Origin of the sequence: Amycolatopsis circi (genome assembly GCF_003385235.1) — a bacterium.
GTDB lineage: Bacteria > Actinomycetota > Actinomycetes > Mycobacteriales > Pseudonocardiaceae > Amycolatopsis > Amycolatopsis circi.
In genome coordinates this window covers 13,830-30,377 of sequence record NZ_PQIA01000120.1, presented here as the reverse complement: position 1 = coordinate 30,377, position 16,548 = coordinate 13,830, and the positions used below count along the sequence as shown (strand labels likewise).

The 16,548-nt window shown below is 69.8% G+C and carries 13 protein-coding genes; 2 read left to right on the top strand and 11 right to left on the bottom strand.

The window, feature by feature from the left end:
• The 7 genes from D0D37_RS35935 to D0D37_RS35905 form a co-directional block, all read right to left on the bottom strand.
• A partial coding sequence (locus tag D0D37_RS35935; protein WP_244223793.1) for an FAD-dependent oxidoreductase occupies window positions 1-552 on the bottom strand: 552 nt, incomplete at its 3' end.
• 84 nt (window positions 553-636) lie between these two features.
• Window positions 637-1,950 (bottom strand): type I glutamate--ammonia ligase, encoded by a 1,314-nt coding sequence (locus tag D0D37_RS35930; protein WP_116205031.1) that lies wholly within the window; start codon window positions 1,948-1,950, stop codon window positions 637-639.
• Window positions 1,947-3,740, bottom strand: coding sequence for an IucA/IucC family protein (locus tag D0D37_RS35925; RefSeq protein ID WP_116205030.1), 1,794 nt, complete (start codon window positions 3,738-3,740; stop codon window positions 1,947-1,949). Before D0D37_RS35925 ends, D0D37_RS35930 begins: the two co-directional genes overlap by 4 nt.
• The gene (locus tag D0D37_RS35920; protein WP_116205029.1) at window positions 3,737-5,029 is read right to left on the bottom strand and encodes a lysine N(6)-hydroxylase/L-ornithine N(5)-oxygenase family protein; all 1,293 of its coding nucleotides are present in this window, start codon (window positions 5,027-5,029) and stop codon (window positions 3,737-3,739) included. The genes D0D37_RS35925 and D0D37_RS35920 overlap by 4 nt, the downstream gene beginning before the upstream one ends.
• Window positions 5,026-6,528 carry a pyridoxal phosphate-dependent decarboxylase family protein gene (locus tag D0D37_RS35915; protein ID WP_116205028.1) on the bottom strand — a complete coding sequence of 501 codons (1,503 nt, stop codon included), beginning with the start codon at window positions 6,526-6,528 and terminating at the stop codon, window positions 5,026-5,028. Before D0D37_RS35915 ends, D0D37_RS35920 begins: the two co-directional genes overlap by 4 nt.
• A gap of 797 nt (window positions 6,529-7,325) precedes the next feature.
• A complete protein-coding gene (locus tag D0D37_RS35910) occupies window positions 7,326-9,419 on the bottom strand; it encodes a S9 family peptidase (protein WP_116205035.1) in 2,094 nt (697 codons plus the stop codon).
• Window positions 9,420-9,437: 18 nt separating this feature from the next.
• Window positions 9,438-10,295 (bottom strand): PPK2 family polyphosphate kinase, encoded by an 858-nt coding sequence (locus D0D37_RS35905; protein WP_116205027.1) that lies wholly within the window; start codon window positions 10,293-10,295, stop codon window positions 9,438-9,440.
• Between the two features lie 184 nt (window positions 10,296-10,479).
• Between D0D37_RS35905 and rocD the strand changes: the two genes are divergently transcribed.
• Window positions 10,480-11,718, top strand: coding sequence for an ornithine--oxo-acid transaminase (rocD, locus tag D0D37_RS35900; RefSeq protein WP_116205026.1), 1,239 nt, complete (start codon window positions 10,480-10,482; stop codon window positions 11,716-11,718).
• A 33-nt stretch (window positions 11,719-11,751) separates the two neighbouring features.
• Here the strand turns inward: rocD and D0D37_RS35895 are convergent, their stop codons facing one another.
• From D0D37_RS35895 to D0D37_RS35885, 3 genes are all read right to left on the bottom strand, one after another.
• Entirely contained in the window at window positions 11,752-13,245 is a 1,494-nt protein-coding gene (locus tag D0D37_RS35895; protein WP_116205025.1) for a hypothetical protein, read from the bottom strand.
• Between the two features lie 65 nt (window positions 13,246-13,310).
• Window positions 13,311-13,661 carry a hypothetical protein gene (locus D0D37_RS35890; RefSeq protein ID WP_116205024.1) on the bottom strand — a complete coding sequence of 117 codons (351 nt, stop codon included), beginning with the start codon at window positions 13,659-13,661 and terminating at the stop codon, window positions 13,311-13,313.
• A gap of 35 nt (window positions 13,662-13,696) precedes the next feature.
• Window positions 13,697-14,830 (bottom strand): serine hydrolase domain-containing protein, encoded by a 1,134-nt coding sequence (locus tag D0D37_RS35885; RefSeq protein WP_116205023.1) that lies wholly within the window; start codon window positions 14,828-14,830, stop codon window positions 13,697-13,699.
• Window positions 14,831-14,906: 76 nt separating this feature from the next.
• Here D0D37_RS35885 and D0D37_RS35880 point away from each other — a divergent pair, with 76 nt between their 5' ends.
• On the top strand, window positions 14,907-15,488 hold the full coding sequence (locus D0D37_RS35880) for a phosphatase PAP2 family protein (protein WP_341868009.1): 582 nt from the start codon (window positions 14,907-14,909) through the stop codon (window positions 15,486-15,488).
• On the opposite strand, the gene zapE is transcribed toward D0D37_RS35880, so the two are convergent.
• A complete protein-coding gene (gene zapE, locus D0D37_RS35875) occupies window positions 15,430-16,473 on the bottom strand; it encodes a cell division protein ZapE (protein WP_116205021.1) in 1,044 nt (347 codons plus the stop codon). The genes D0D37_RS35880 and zapE overlap by 59 nt on opposite strands.
• Window positions 16,474-16,548: the final 75 nt, after the last annotated feature.

Below are 16,548 nucleotides of genomic sequence, written 5' to 3'. Positions count from 1 at the left end.
GCCGACCCCGACCAGCGACGACGGGATCGCCTCCATCGCCAGGATCTCGTCCGAGTCGAGCACGCGCGCGGCGTCGAAGTCGACGTGGTCCGGGCGGGCTGGACGGGTGCCGGTCGCGATCACGACGTAGTCGCCGGTGATCGTGCGCCGGTCGCCGCGGTGTTTGCCGTCGACCAGGACGGTGTGCGGGTCGGCGAACGAGCCGATGCCGCCGATCAGATCGACGTGGTTGCGCAGCAGCTGCGCACGCACCACCTGCACCTCGCGCCCGATGACGTGCTGCGTGCGCGCCATCAGATCCGCGATGGTGATGTCCTGTTTCACCCGGTAGCTCGCGCCGTACAGCTCGCGCTGGTTCATCCCGGTCAGGTACAGCACGGCTTCGCGCAGCGTCTTGGACGGAATGGTGCCCGTGTTGACGCACACGCCGCCGACCATGTCGTGCCGGTCGACGACGGCGACTTTCTTCCCCAGTTTCGCCGCCGCGATGGCGGCTTTCTGCCCTCCCGGGCCCGAGCCGATGACGATGAGGTCGTACTCGTATTCGCTCACGGCCCCGAGCCTGCGCACTCGCGGCGGTCGGCGCAAGTCCTCACGACCGGGTCGGCACTGGTTCGTCAGCAACAATTCGGCTGGTCAGGACCGCAATGCGCCCCGGCGGCGGTGCAGTTCGGCGACTGACCCGAGCGCGGCGTCGAGTTCCTCGCGCAGCAAGGCGGCCTGTTGCGCGGCGACGTCCTCCCCCAGCAACGCGGCGACCCGTCCCTCCTCCAACAGCGCCAATGCCTCCCACGGCGACGACGCCAGTTGTCCGGTCAGCACGCCTGCGTCAGGCGGTGACAGCTGTTCGGCCAGGCCAGCCGTACCCGCGGCGATCAGCGCGGCAACGACGAGGTGCGGCTGGGCGTCCGCGCCTGCGAAGCGGAACTCCAGCCGCGGTGCCGACGATGTCCCGCACAGCCGGATCGAGGACGTCCGGTCGTCCGGCCCCCAGCGCAGTTCGCGCGGCGAGAACGGAGCGGTGCGCAGCCGGACGTAGCTGTTCCAGGTCGGAGCCCATACTGCGGACAAGGCACGCGCGTCGCGCAGGACTCCGGCCAGGAAAGCGCCCAGTGCGAACGGAAATCCGACCGGTCCGTCTGAAGTGGACAGTGACAGGTGAACGTGGCACGAATTCCCCTGTCCAGGTTCCGGCGCGGCCAGATAGTCGGCTTGCGCACCGTGTTGAGCGGCTATCCGCCGAGTCACCAGCTGCAGCAGCAACGCGTCATCACAGGCCGCGAGCGCGTCACGATGCCGCAGGACGACCTCGTACTGCCCCGGATGACACTCCGCCCGCGCCGATTCCACGCCAAGACCGGCCGTCGCAGCCCGCAAATCCGCCAGCAGCGGCGCGAGGCGTTCGGTGCCGCCGACGGCGTAGTCCACACCGTGCCCGGTGAGCGGATCCCCTTCCGCGGTACGGAAAACAACCTCGTGCTCGATCCCGATCGACGGAACCAGCCCGTGCTCCTCCAGCCGCGCCAGCTGTGTCCGCAATACGGTCCGCGGCGCGAGCCCGGCCGGTTCGCCGGAAGGGAACTCCGCATCCCCGACGACCGCCCACGTCCGGTCGCCGAGCGGGAACGCCGTCGCCGCGTCGAGTCGCACGCGCAGGTCGCCGAACCCGCCGAGATACGGCTTCAGCGGGCCGATTTCCGGCAGCGGCTCGCGCTCCGGCGTCCAGGCGAAGATGTAGCTGCACACGCCGTATCCGCTGTCCAGAATCTCGGCGGCGAACGGCGCGGCCAGCTCGACGGCCGCGAACCGTGCGTGCGGATCAGGCACCAGAAGCACCAGCCGAGCGCCGTCCTCGGCCAGCACTCGACGCAGCACCTCCGCGGCTGCCGAGCCCGCTTCGGCGCGCACGGCCAGCGACCGAGGCCCGACCGGGCGGTCGAACGGGCTCACCAGGCACCGTCCGGATCGGGCGCGTGCAACGGGTTCGGCACGCGGCCCCAGCGGACGTCGAACTCGTCGTCGCGCTCGACCTTGTCGAAGCCCTGTCCGGCGAGGTGCTCGCGGTTGAGCGTGACCCGCTCGACGTCCGGCGCGAACAGCCGACAGGCGTCGAATCGCTTGGCCACCTCAGGGTTTTCGTCGCGGTAGCGGCCGACTACCTCGCGCACCAACGCCCAGAAGTCGCCGCGCGCCAGGTCGAGATCGTCCAGCAGCAGTTCCGCCCAGAACCGCAGCTGACCGGAGAAAACCGAGCTGAACAGCGACTGGGCGAGCAGGTGCGCGGGCCAGCGCAGCATGTCGGCATCGGCGTCCGGAGGAAGGTCCGCGTAGCAGGGAAGTTCCTCGTCCAGCAGGTCGACGCCCTGTGCGAAGTCCTTGATCGCGACGCGCAGCGGACGGCCGTCCGCGTCCACCACGAGCACGAGATTCTGGCCGTGCGGGCAGAATCCGACGCCGTACTGGAGCAGCCAGTGCAGCAACGGCGTGAGCAGCAGGTCGAACAGCCGTGACAGCCACGCCTCCGCACCGTCACCGGACTGCGTAATCAGCCTGGTCAGCACGGTCTCCCCAGCCGCATCGCGGTACGGCAGCGCGGCGAACGAGATCGCCTGTTCGCCCTCGGCGAGCCGGGCGACGAGCGGCTCGCGCCACAGCGCACCGAGCGTCTCGTGGAACCGGTACGGCAGCTCCTCGATCGAGCCGAACAGCGGATGCTGGACCGAAACGCTCGCGACCTCGCCGAGCAGCTCGAAGCGGTACTTCTCGGACAGCAGCGGGTCGGCGGCGTCGATCCGGCGCAGCCATTCGGTGACCGACGGCCCGGCGAGCGTCGCCGCGGAGTTCAGACCGCGGTAGACGAGCGTATTTCGCACGGACACTGCGGTTTTGACGTCACGCCGGTCTGGCCGCAAGCGGTTGGCGAGCGTGCGGACTGTCTGATGTGGACGGTAGACGTCGCTGCTCTCCCCCAGCTCGGCCATCCGGCCGGTCGCCAACTCCGCCGCGTAGAGCGTGCCGATGATTTCGTCGGCCTGCCAAGGATGCACCGGGACCCAGACGTAATCGGCGGGCGCGCCTAGGCGTGCTGTCCGTGCGGTGAACTCGGCGCGGGTCGACTCGTCCAGCTCCTCGCGCAGCAGGGTTTCCGCGTCGAGTCCGGCGACACTGCGGAACTGCGCAAGATCGCGGTGCACGGCGTACCAGCGCAGCCGGATATCAGCACCGGACTCGGGCGCGTAACGGGCGCGGTCGCGGGCGGAGAAGCCGACGCGGCCCTTGTTGAGCACCAGCCGCGGGTGCCCGGTGAGATGTCCGTCGGCGACGTTGTAGTCCATCGTGGACAGTGCGGCAGCGGTCGGGGCGCGGAGTAGGCGGGTTGCCTCGTTGGCGACCGTCGAGGTCAGCTCGGCGAGGACGTCGGCCAGCCGGAGACCGGTGAGACCAAGACGTTCGCACGCGTCGACGATCAGCGTGCGCGGGTCGTCCGCTGGAGCCTCCGCGCCCTCGGCGACTCGAATTGCGCTGCCGGGCAACACTGTCCACGATTCGAACGCGCCTCGGCGTGCCTCGAAGCGGTACGAAACGCCGCCGGGCAGGTCGAGTTGCCAGCTGCGGTGCCCGGCTTGCGTCGGTTCGCCAGGCACTGGCACCAGCATCGCTTCATACGACAGCTCGCCGAGCATTTTGTGCGTGACCAGCGAGCCCGCGGTTCGCCAAGCGGCATCGTCGGTCAGGGTCACTGGTCCTCCGTCTGGTCGAGGCCGAACGTGGTGAACGCTGTCCGCTCGGGCAGGTCGTACACCGGTTTTCCGCATACCGCATTGAGAATCGCCGCGGCCCGCCACGCGCCGAGCCCGAGATCCGGCGCGCCGGGGCCGTGCGTGTGCCGTTCCGCGTTCTGCACGAACAACGCGCCTGGCACGTCGAGTTCGACGCGATAGTCGGCACCGATCACCAACCGTCCTCGCGCGTCGCGACGCACCGCTTCGCCGAGCCCTTTCAGCAGCGGACCGGTCGGCGTTTCCGCGTAGCCGGTAGCCGCTACCACGGCGGACGTCCGATGCGTCGCGGTCGTCCCTTGCTGGACCTGCCGCAGCCCCAGCTCGATCCCGTCGCCGACGGTCGCGGACACCACCTCGACGCCCGGCGTCAGCACCGCGCCCGGCCAACCGCCGCCGATGCTCCGGCGGTACAGCTCGTCGTGGATCTCGGCCATCGTCTCGGCGTCGATCCCTTGGTACAGCTGCCATTGCGCCGGAAGAAGCTGGTCGCGCACGGATTCGGGAAGACCGTGGAAGTACGCCGTGTAGTCCGGGGTGAACTGCTCCAGGCCGAGCTTGGAGTACTCCATCGGCGCGAACGCAGGCGTCCGCGCGAGCCAGCGCAGACCGTCCACAGTGGACCGCGAGCGCAGCAGATCGAGGAACACCTCCGCCCCCGACTGGCCCGAACCGACGACCGTCACCGAATCCGCAGTAAGCAACTCGGATCGGTGTGTGAGGTAATCAGCCGAGTGCAGGGCGAGCACATCCGGCGCGGACACCAAGGGCTGCAACGGTTCCGGCACGCTCGGCTGCGTGCCGACGCCGAGCACGACGGCCGCTGCCAGCACCGGATCCGCCCCGTCGACGGTCAACTCGAACGCCTCTTCGCTGTCGATCCAGCGCAGCCCGGTGACCTCGTGCCCGAACCGGCACGACGGCAGCCGGGACGCGGCCCAGCGGCCGTAATCGTCGTACTCGGCACGCGGCGGATGGAACCGCTCGGCGAAGTAGAACGGCAGCAACCGGCCGCGTTCACGCAGGTAGTTGAGGAACGAATGACGGTTGGTCGGATCGACGAGCGTCACCAGGTCGGCGAGGAACGGCACCTGCAGCGTCGCACCGTCCAGGAGGAGCCCGGGGTGCCAGCGGAACTCGGGACGCGCGTCGAACAGCACGACCTCCAGCTGGTCAAGCGGATCCGCCAGCGCGGCCAGCGACAGGTTGAACGGACCGATCCCGACCCCGGCGACGTCGTAACGCCTCACGAGGCGACCGGGCTTTCCCGCGTGACGCTCGCACGCAGGTCCGCCGCGACGGTGGCCACCGCGTCGAGCAGCGCCCGGTAGTCGGCGGGTTTGGCGTGCGGGTGCAGGAGGGTGAGCTTGAGCCACAGTTGCGACTCGCCCTCGGGGCCGGACGGCAACGCGCCACGGCCGATCACCGCGGTTCCGTCCTCCAGCAACGTCCGGCGCACCTGCGCGACCAGGTCGTCTCCGGCCGTCCCCGGCAACTCGTCCGCCGCCAGCGGACGGAAGACCACTGTGGACAGTTCGGGCACACCCCACGACCGCAGCGCCGGATAGTCCTCGACCATCGCGTGCACGCCGGAAGCGTTGGCACAGCAGCGTTCCACGAGCGCACCGATCCCGGACGTGCCGAGCGCGCGCAGCGTCACCGCCATCCGGAACGCATCCGGACGGCGGGAGGTGCGCAGCGAACGGCCGAGCAAATCGGGCAGTCCGGCTTCGGTGTCGTCGTCGGCGTTGAGGTACTCGGCGCGGACGGTGAGCGCCTGCAGATCGGTCTCCCCGCGCACGACGAAGACCCCAGCTGCGACCGGTTGCCAGCCGAACTTATGCAGGTCAAGCGCCACCGAATCGGCTAGCTCCAGACCGGCGACGCGGGAGCGGAGGCTTTCGCTGCAGAGCGCGAGACCGCCGTACGCCGCATCGACGTGCAGCCGCGCTCCGGTACGGCGGCAGATTTCGGCGATCTCCGGCAACGGGTCGATCCGGCCAGTGTTGGTGGTGCCAGCGGTCGCGACGACGACAGCCTGGGCACCGAGCGGTGCCAACGCGTCGGCCAGCGCGGACGGGACCATGCGGTCGTCCAAGCACGGCACCACGACCGGAGCGGGCAGCCCGAGCAACCACGCCGCGCGAGCGACGCTGTGGTGCGAATTGGCCCCGCAAACCGGTCGCGTGACAGCGGATTCCCGAGCGAGCAGGAGTCCGAGAAGGTTGGATTCGGTGCCGCCGGAGGTGATGACGGCGTCCGGACGAGCGGCGTCCGGGTAGCAGAGCCGGGCGATCCCGGTGGTGAACTCGCGCTCGATCTCGCTCGCGACCGGGGCCTGGTCCCAGGAGTCCATGGACGGGTTCAGCGCGGAGGCGACGACGTCAGCGGCGACCGAGACGGCCAGCGGCGGACAGTGCAGATGCGCGGCGCACGCCGGGTCGGCTGGATCGACGGATCCGGCGGCGAGCAGGGCAGAAAGCTCTTCCAAGGCTTGTTCGGCGCCCACTCCGTGCCGCGCTAGCCCGGAGGACTGGCCGCGCACAAGCGTCGCCGCCACCGCGACCGGACCGCCCGCCGGGACCGGACCGTCGCGCTCGGCCGTGCCCGCCGCCATCCCGCGCAGCGCCGCGGGGAGCAACTGGGCCAGCCGGTCCGCACCGCCGGGTCCGCCGGCGAGCCACTCCGCCGAAGCCACGCCGCCGGACCTGGGCTCGAAGCCCGCCGACGCTGAGGGCGCATCCGCCATGGAACCGCCTTTCTTAGGGTAACCTTGCCTTACCCTGCGCAACAATACGGATACCCACCGACAGCCCGCGACCGGGGCCGCGCACAGGCCTGACGCCTCGCCCCCGAACCAGCTCGCGTTTGGTCCGTGAAGGGCTCCTTGAGGGAATCTGATTCCCTCAAGGAGCCCTTCACGGACCTGCACCGCAGCAAAACGGCCGGTGCCCCGCGAAGGGGAGCACCGGCCGTTTCGGAAAGGCGTCAGCGCGCCGGAGCCAGCCCGCGCACCCGCCCGAAGACGTCACCCCCGGTCGGCAACACCGCGAGCACCGGCGCGGTCAGCCCCTTGTCCACATAGGACTGAACCTGCTCGCGACACAATTCACGCTGCCGCGGATCACGAGCGAGCCCACGACCTCGCCCGGAATGACCTCGTTCGCCTCCATGCGCTCGCCCGCGTCCCACGCCCCGCACATCGGCCGCAGCCGGTCGCCGCGCTCTCGGTGGGACACACGAAAATCCGCACCGCCAGCTCACCCTCGGGCCGACGACCTCGCACACCTTCGACACATCCGCCAGTCCGTGACCGCTCCGTCCGCCTCCTCAGCGACCAAGCGCAACACGCCCGAACGCAACGCCGCGATCCTGACTGGACCGAAACGCGGGATCGCGTCGGCATGTCGAGGAGCAGCGTGCACGGCCCCCCGGGCCGGGTGCGCTGCTCCTCGACACGCCGACTTAAAGGCGATCCCGCCCGCGACGGCGGAGCCGGCGCAATCAAACACAGCGATCCCGCCCGCGACGGCGGAGCCGGCGCCATTAAACACAGGCCATCAAACACCCATGTATCCACTCGACCTGCGTCCACATGAGGTTCTCCGCGACCTCCTCGGCCTGCGGCGTCATGTGCGTCGCGCCGGCGAGCGGCAGGAAGCCGTGCGCGCGGCCCTTCGCCAGCAGCGCCGACGAGAGCCGGAGCGCGTGCGCCGGGAAGACGTTGTCGTCGGCCAACCCGTGCACGATCAGCAGCGCTCGCTCGAGCGAACCGGCGCTCGCGATGAGCGAGTTGTGCTCGTAGCTTTCCGGTTCGTCGTCCGGCTTTCCGAGGTAGCGCTCGGTGTAGTGGGTGTCGTACAGCGACCAGTCGGTGACCGGCGCGCCCGCGACCGCCGCGTGGAACACGTCGGGCCGCCGCAGCACGGCGAGCGCGGACAGGTAGCCGCCGTAGGACCAGCCGCGGATCGCGACCCGATCCAGGTCCAGTTCGGGGTACGCCGCGGCGGCCGCGTGCAGCGCGTCGACCTGGTCGGCCAGCGTGACGTCGGCGAGCTTGCCGGCGATCTCCTTCTCCCACGCCGGTCCGCGGCCGGGCGACCCGCGACCGTCCACGACCAGCACGGCGAAGCCCTGGTCGGCGAGCCATTGCGGGGTCAGGAAAGCGTTGCGGCTCTGGAGAACCCGTTGCGCGTGCGGGCCGCCGTACGGGTCGAGCAGCACCGGCAGCTTGCCCTCGTCGGGCTCGTATCCGCGCGGCAGCACCAAAGCCGCGCGCAGCTGGCGTTCGCCGAGGGTGAGCCAGGTCAGGTTCGGCACGATCTCCGGGTCCACAGTGGACGACTCGATCGAACCCGCCTCGACGCCGTCCCGCAGCACAGTCACCTTCGGACCGCTGTGATCGAGACTCCACGAGGAAAGCACCGTGAGGGCCGCACTTCCCGAACCGACGTGCACACCGTCCGTTGTGGACAGACGCCGCACCGTGCCGCCTTCGGTGCGGTACAGGTGGATCTGCGTCGGGTCGTCTTCCGAGGCGGTGAACAGGATTTCCTCGCCGACGTGCAGCACCATCCGCAGCTGCGTCCCCGGCGGCGTGACCGGCTTGCCGTCGACCACGAGCCGGTGATCGCCGTCAGCCGCGCTTTCCACCACCAGCTTGCCGTCCGCGGTCCACGCGGGCACGCCTTGGACGATCTCGACCCAGTGCTCGTCAGTCTCGGTGTGCACCTCGGCGACCGAGCCGTCGGCCGGGTCCAGCGCGAGCACGGTGAGCTGCTTCTGGTCTCGCGGCTGCACGGCCAGCAGCGGCTTGCCTCCGGCCGACCAGTGCACGGTGACCAGGTATTCCCAATCGCCTTGTTCCACATCGACGCGGTTGCCGTCCAGGTCCAACACGGCCAGCGACACCTCGGCGTTCGGCGAGCCCGCCGACGGATACGCGACGACGTTCGCCGGCTGCTGCGGGTTCGCCGGATCGCCGATCGTCCAGCGCGGCACCGGCCCGCGGTCCGCACGCTCCACGAGCACGCTGCGCCCGTCCGGCGCCCACCAGTAGCCGCGCGTACGGTCCATCTCCTCGCCCGCGATGAACTCCGCGAGACCCCAGGTGACGTCCTCGTTGTCCTCGCCGACGAGCACGCGGTCCTCGCCGGTCGCCAGCTCGATGACACGCAGGCGACGCTCGCGGACGTACGCGACGTGCGTGCCGGTCGGGTTCGGCCGCGGGTCGATCACGGACCCGTCGACCAGGATGCGCGTCTCGCCGCTCGCGAGGTCGAGCGTGTACAGCTTGCCCGACAGCGTGAAGGTGACGACGGTGAACGCGTCGTCGACGCCGAAGGCCACCACGCCGCCGCCGGTCTCCCGGGCCCGCTCGCGGCGCGCCCGCTCCTCCGGCGGCAGGTCCTCGTCGCCGGACACCAGCTCGGCGGCGTCGATCAGCTTCGTCTCCTCGCCGGTCGCGAGGTCGAACGACCACAGGCTGTGCCGCGGGTCGGTGCCGGTGGCGCTGCGCAGGAACAGCACGCGCGAACCGTCCGGGGCGACCCGGAACTGCTTGGGCGCGCCGAGAGTGAAGCGCTGGGTGCGGGCCTGCTGGCGGAGGAACGGAACGTCGTCGAGTGCGAAATCGGTCACGACCAGCACTCTTTCAGATCATCGGCCGGGCACGCCAACACCCTGCAGCGCGGCTCGCTGCTCGTCGACGTCGTAGGTCGGCTCCGGGAACTGCGGGTCCATCTCGGTCAGCGTCTCGACGAGCAGCTCGGCGACCGCCCAGTTCCGATACCATTTGCGGTCGGCGGGCACCACGTACCACGGAGCGTGCTCGGTCGACGTGCGCTTCAACACGTCGGCGTAAGCCTTCTCGTAGGCAGGCCACTGTCGGCGCGCGTCGATGTCCGACGGGTCGAACTTCCACCGCTTCTCCGGCCGGTCCAGCCGCGCAGTGAGCCGGCTGAGCTGTTCCTCCGGCGAGATGTGCAGGAACACCTTCACGATGGCAGTGCCGCTGTCGGTCAGCTCCTTCTCGAAGGCGTTGATCTGTGCGTAGCGCTCCCGTCGCTCGGCGGCAGGAAGCTGGCCGAGCACGCGCGGCACGAGAACGTCCTCGTAGTGCGAGCGGTCGAACACGCCGAGATGGCCCGGCGACGGGAGCTTCTTGCGGATGCGCCACAGGAAATCGTGCCTGAGTTCCGCGGCTGTCGGCTTCTTGAACCCGGCGTACTGCACGCCCATCGGGTTCACCAGGCCGAGCACGTGCCCGACAGTGCCGCCCTTGCCGGACGTGTCCATGCCCTGCAGCACCAACAGCACGCTGCGCGCGCCGCCTCCGATGCCCTCCGCGTACAGCGCTTCCTGCAACCCGGCGAGCTGTTCCCCGGCGGACTCGAGTTTCTTGCCGCCCTTCGCCTTCTTCTCCGGCCCCACGGGCGACGAAGCCGGGTCCGGCAGCTTGTCGCCCGCCCGGAGCGCGTCGCGGACCCGGTTTCCGTTCTGCTGCTTCTTCGCCATCTCGGGACGATAACCGCACCGGCGCCCGATCCCGGGGACCTCTCCCCCGGTCCGGCCGGGTGTCATCCGGTCGAGCGAGCCGCGCAGCGAATCGCCGGGCAGACCCCTCGATTGCGCAACGAACGACGGGGGAAAGCAACGTTTCCCGGCTGAACTCCCCGCGAACGGCCTCTAGCCTGAACGCATGACAGCGTCCGTCCAGCCTGCCGGCACCGCGCGTCCCACCTCCTCCGACGGCTTCATCGCGCTCGACGAGCAATGGAGCACGCACAACTACCATCCGCTGCCGGTCGTGATCGCCGAAGCCGAGGGCGCTTCGGTGACCGACGTCGCCGGCAAGTCCTATCTGGACTTCCTGGCCGGCTACTCCGCGCTCAACTTCGGCCACCGCAACCCCGAGCTGATCGCCGCCGCGACCGAACAGCTGGGCCGCGTCACGCTCACCTCCCGCGCGTTCCACCACGACCAGCTGGGCCTGTTCTGCCGCGAACTGGCGGAGTTGACCGGCACCGAGACGGTGCTGCCGATGAACTCCGGGGCCGAGGCCGTGGAGTCCGCGGTGAAGGTCGCGCGCAAGTGGGCGTACCAGGTCAAGGGCGTTCCGGCGGGCACGGCGGAGATCGTGGTCGCGGCGTCGAACTTCCACGGCCGCACCACCACCATCGTCTCGTTCTCCGACGACGAAACCGCGCGCGCCGACTACGGACCCTTCACGCCGGGCTTCGTCCAGGTGCCGTACGGCGACGCCGAAGCGTTGAAGGCAGCCATCACCCCGCGCACCGCGGCCGTGCTGATGGAGCCGATCCAGGGCGAGGCGGGCGTCGTCGTGCCGCCTGAAGGGTTCTTCGCCGCGGTCCGACGGCTGTGCGACGAGAACAACGTGCTGATGATCGCCGACGAGATCCAGTCGGGTCTCGCGCGCACCGGCACCGTGCTGGCGCTGGAGCACGAAGGCGTCCGCGCGGACCTGTACACGCTGGGCAAGGCCCTCGGCGGCGGCATCGTCCCGGTGTCCGCCGTGGTCGGCAGCCGCGACGTGCTGGGTGTGCTGAAGCCAGGCGAACACGGCTCCACCTTCGGCGGCAACCCGCTGGCTTGTGCGGTCGGCCGCGCCGTGGTGCGGATGCTGCAGACCGGCGAGTATCAGAAGCGCTCGACCGAACTCGGCGCACACCTGCACGAGCGGCTGGCGAAGCTGGTTGGCGACGGCGTCTCGGAGGTGCGCGGACGCGGCCTGTGGGCAGGCGTCGACATCGCACCGGGCGGGCCGACCGGACGAGCGGCGTCCGAGGCGCTGGCCGGGTTGGGCGTGCTGTGCAAGGAAACGCACGACCGCACGCTGCGCGTGGCGCCGCCGCTGGTGATCACCGAAGCCGAATTGGACCGCGGCGTCGACGCGATCGCTCAGGTCGTGCGCGGCTGACTTGCTCGGTGACCGCCGTTTTCCCGGCGGCGGTCACCGGGTGGGCGTCACCTGGTGGGCATCACCGCGACCGTCGACCCGTCCGGCGAAGCGGTCACCTCGAAGCCACGGCCATAGTCGTCCTGGACAGACGTGCTTAGGCTCCAAGTACCGTCGTTCTCCCGCAACGCCACCGAAACCTTGTCGCGCGGGAAGCCGGGCATGCGCTCGTTCACCTTCGCGAGAATGGCGGGCAGCGTTTTCGGTGACAGCTCCGACAACGCGAACAGCGGCGCACCCGGATCCGGCTGGATGGGCGCGGGCCGGTGTTCGACGAGACGTCCGCGATGCCAGTCGTAGTCCTCCGAAGTGCCCGCGCCAGGGCCGGGCACCTGGAACTCGACGTGATCGGTGCGGATGATCGCTTCGTACGCTTCCGAACGGCCGCTCGACTTGGTCAGCAGCGCGGCTGACCTCCTGGAAACCTTGCTCGGTGAAAGCGTCCGTCGTGAGCGCCGGAACGCCCTTCGCGTCCGCCACCAGCTCGCGGTCGCTGTCCTTGCCCGACCGGACGGTCATCGTGATCCCGGCGTCCTCACGACGGATGATCACGCGCGCGTCCGCCGGTTCTCCGCCGAAACTCGCGACGAGTCCGGGTATCGCGGCGAAATTGACCTCGCTCGCGGCGAATTGTTTCTTCGGCACGCCGGTGCTGGTCGAATCGCGCTTGACCGTACCGCCGCGATAGCTGAGGTACGCGCCGGGGATTGTGGCGCGCAACTGGTCCGATTCCACTGTCAGGTCTTCGAACCGCTCGCTCTCGGCGGACAGTTTCGCCACGGCAGTACGCAAATCGTCCGCGGCGAACAGCTCCGGCGGGAAGAGCAGCTGGCCGAGGACATCGTGGCGGATCGGCACCAGCAACGCCGCCGCGACGACGAACGTGCTCACTGCTGTCATCGCCAGCCGTCCGGCGGCATTTCCTTGCCGTGCTTCGGGTTCCGGAGTGCGTTCCTCGCCGATGACCCCGACCTGCCACGGCCGGTCAGTCCATTCCCGCGGCGGATCGGCGTCCACCACGACCACACCGGGATGCCGCGGACTGTGCTTGACCACGACGACCGTGCCCGGCTGGTACGCCGCGGACCGCAGCGGATGGATCAGCGCCCGGGCGGTCGCCCGATACGCGGTCTCATTCGGCGGCGCGACGACGAGCTTCAGCTCGGTGACGTAGGCGTCGTTGATCTGCGTCCCGGTTGTTTTCAGGCGTTCGATCTTGGCGAGCGCGCGGTCGCCGTGCTGCTGGACGAAGCGCATGCCCTGCGGGGAGGCGGTCCCGCGCAGCGACCGGTCGGCGCTGCCGAGCGTCAGCACCAGGATGGAGAGACCGAGGCCGATCGACGCGGCCGCGATGTACCAGCCATAGTCGAGGACGAAGCCTCCGACGACGCCGGCGATGGCGAGCCCGAGCGGCAGCGCGTACACCAGCCGCAGGAACCGGATCAGCCGGATCGCCGGAGAACGCCGCGGTTCTGGTGAATTGAGCACAATTGGTGTGTTTACTGCACTCCGCGTGAAGACACCACATGGGGGCGGTCACACAGCGTGTCCATTCAGGCGGACGTCACCTCGACGCCGTCCAGGCCGGTGTTGTCCTGCTGCCGTCCGTCGCCGCCCGGCACGGTCGGGATGTCGGCGGTGCGGAGGCCGGACAGATAAAGCCCGGCCTCCGCACCGGCTTCCGCCGACGGCCGCTTGCGGCGCGCTGTTTCAATCCTCGTCACCACGACCTCGCGGACGCCGCCGGGCAGCCGCACGACCGCGTTCGCGCCGACCTGGACGGTGCCGTCAGTGACCGTTCCGGTGACCACGACTCCGCGCGTCGGGATCTGGTAGATCCCGGAGATCCGGAAGCGGAACGGGCCGGACGGGGTTTCGGCCGGACGGCGCGAGAACAGCGACATGGGACAAGCATCGCAGCACGGCGATTACCCGGCTTTCACCGGCTGGCCGCCGCATGGACCGCCGCGGCCAGCCGGTCGTGTTCCGGATAGGACCACGTCGCGGAGAACTGCCGTCGCGTATAGCCGAAAGCGATGCCACTGCGCGGGTCCACGAAGGACTCGGACCCGGCGGATCCGTTGTGCCCGAACGCATTCGCGCTGAGGAACGGATACCGCAGCCCCTTCGCCTGGAACCCGAGCGCGTACTGGCCAGCGTCCCCAGTCACCAGGTCACGGCCGGTCGAATGGAGCATGGCGAACTCGCCGAGCGTGCCGGGTTCGAGCAACGGCGGTCGTCCGTCCAAACCGGACACCGCGGCCGCGTACAGCCCGGCCAACCCACGCGCGCTGCCGACCCCACCAGCGGAAACCTGTCCGAGCGCCCGCACCCGGCGAGTGTTGACGAACGCCACTTGGTCGAGCGGCGGCGTCGAGTCGAGCCCGTAACCGATACCGCCCAGGCTGTACGGCCCCGGAACGTGCGCCTGGAATGCCGCAAGCTCCTCCGCGCTCGCCTCCCCCGCCCGCACCTCGCGGTAGCGGTGCTCTTCCTGCTCTGGCAGCCCGAGATACAAGTCGAGGCCGTACGGCTCGCGCACTCTCTCCTCGAAGTGCTCCTGCACCGACCTCCCGGTGGCCCGCCGGACCACCTCCGCGACGACCGAGAATCCGGCGAATCCGCTGTAGCCGTAGGCAGATCCCGGCCGCCAGAACGGCCGCTGCCCGGCCAGCCTTCGAGCAATCGCCTGATCGTCCGCGAGTTCCTCCGCGGACAGCCCGCCGTCCGCCCCGATCACTCCGGAACGGTGGCTCAGCACGTCTCGCACCGTGATTCCGCCCTTGCCCGCGGCAGCGAACTCCGGCCAGTGACGCGCGACCGGCTCGTCCAGGTCCAGAACGCCGTCCTGCACGAGCAACGCCACCACGAGCGTCGTCGCCCCCTTGGTCGACGAGTAGACGCCGGTCAACGTCTCCCCCGTGACGTCGCCAGCCCAGAGATCAACCACCAGCCGCCCATGCACGCGGACCGCCAACTGCACGCCCGCGCTCGCCTCGGCCGCCGTGGCGAACTCGTCGCGGACTGTGTCGAATCCGTCCGCGACAGTCCCGTGGATCTCGATGTCCCCCATTGGTTTTTGCTCCTCCGATCGCCAGTGCCGAAAGGAGGACCCGCGCGCCACCATGAATGTGACTAGGCTTCGCGCCGTGACCGCCAGGCGGGCTCTCGCCCTCTTCGCCGCGCTCTGCGCGCTCGCCACGCTTGTGTTGGGACTGCTCGTCGCGCCGTACGCACCGGGCACTGTGGACCAATGGGCCGAGAGGTCTGCCTCGAAGCTGAACCCGGGTTTGCTCAACACGCTCGTGCTGCCCACCGAGCCGTACGTGCTGATCCCCGCCGTCGTCGTCATCGCCGGAATCTGTCTCTATCGGCGCAACCGGCTTGACGCATTACTCGCCGTGGCAGGCCCCTTCGTCGCGATCGCGCTCAACAGCTGGGCGCTGAAACCCGTGTTCGACCGTTGGAAAAGCGGCACGCTCGTCTACCCGAGCGGCCACACCGTCAGCCTGGTAGCCGTGCTCACCGTCGTGGTGCTGCTGGTTCGGTTCAAAGCGGTCGCCGTCGTGGTAGGCGCGGTGCTGGTCGCTTGCGCGGCCGTCGGTATGATCGGCCTCGGCTACCACTACCTCACGGACATCGCCGGCGGCGTCTGCTTCGCCGCCGCCGTGGTCACCGCGCTGCGGGCGGCGCTGTCACCGCGTCGCGCGCCAGAGCCGTCAACCGGCTGATCGCGCGCAGATACTTCTTGCGGTAACCGCCGTTCAGCATCTCCTCGCCGAACAGCTCGGGCAGCGGCACGCCGGACACGACCACCGGGATCGCCCGGTCGTACAGCCGGTCGGCCAACGCGACCAGCCGCAGCCCGACCATCTGGTCCGGCACCGGCGTCACGTGCTTGAGGTGCACTCGCCGCACCCCGGCGAGCAGCTTCCCGTAGCGCGAGGGATGCAGCCGCTCGAGATGCGCCGTCAACGCGCCGAATTCGTCCACAGTGGACCCTTCGTGCGCGGCCGCGGAGGCGTCGATCTCGTCGTCGCTGACCGGCGGCGGCGCATCCGGCAGCCCGCGGTGCCGGTAATCCGGCCCGTCGACCCGCACAACGCCGAACCTCCGCGACAACGCCTGGATCTCGCGCAGGAAGTCCTCCGCCGCGAACCGCCCCTCACCGAGTTTGTCCGGCAGGGTGTTGGAGGTCGCCGCGACGTAGACGCCCGCGTCGGTGAGTTCCTGTAGCAACCGGCTGACCAACGTGGTGTCGCCAGGATCGTCGAGTTCGAACTCGTCGATCGCCAGCAGCCGGTGCTCGGACAGCCGCGCGACCGCGTTCGCGAACCCGAGCGCACCGACGAGGTGGGTCAGCTCGACGAACGTCCCGTACGCCTTGGGCCCCGGAGTCTCGTGCCAGGTCGAGGCGAGCAGGTGGGTCTTGCCGACGCCGAAGCCGCCGTCGAGGTAGAGGCCCATCGGCCCGTCCGGAATCGCCGCCCCGCCGCCGAAGAGCGACCGCAGCCGGGACTTCTTGGCCTTGGCCGCGCCGATCCGCGAAGCGAACGCGGAACACGCCTCGACCGCGGCCGCCTGGCTGGGCTCGTCCGGGTTGGGAAGGTAAGTGGAAAACCGAGCCTCGCCAAACCGCGGCGGCGGGACGAGGGACGCGATCAGCTCGTCGGCCCCAAGCTCGGGAAACCGGTCGGTCAGCGCAGCTGCGGGCATGGTCGGAAAGCCTATCCGGACTGCCCCGGCGGGCTCGGCTCGCCTCAGCACGCCCGGACGCGACAAATCCCCCGG

Coding starts and splice junctions, on each gene's coding strand:
- D0D37_RS35915 (WP_116205028.1), bottom strand. CDS start 6,528: ATGGCGGATGCGCCCTCAGCGTCGGCGGGCTTCGAGCCCAGGTCCGGC.
- D0D37_RS35905 (WP_116205027.1), bottom strand. CDS start 10,295: ATGGCGAAGAAGCAGCAGAACGGAAACCGGGTCCGCGACGCGCTCCGG.
- rocD (WP_116205026.1), top strand. CDS start 10,480: ATGACAGCGTCCGTCCAGCCTGCCGGCACCGCGCGTCCCACCTCCTCC.
- D0D37_RS35890 (WP_116205024.1), bottom strand. CDS start 13,661: ATGTCGCTGTTCTCGCGCCGTCCGGCCGAAACCCCGTCCGGCCCGTTC.
- D0D37_RS35885 (WP_116205023.1), bottom strand. CDS start 14,830: ATGGGGGACATCGAGATCCACGGGACTGTCGCGGACGGATTCGACACA.
- zapE (WP_116205021.1), bottom strand. CDS start 16,473: ATGCCCGCAGCTGCGCTGACCGACCGGTTTCCCGAGCTTGGGGCCGAC.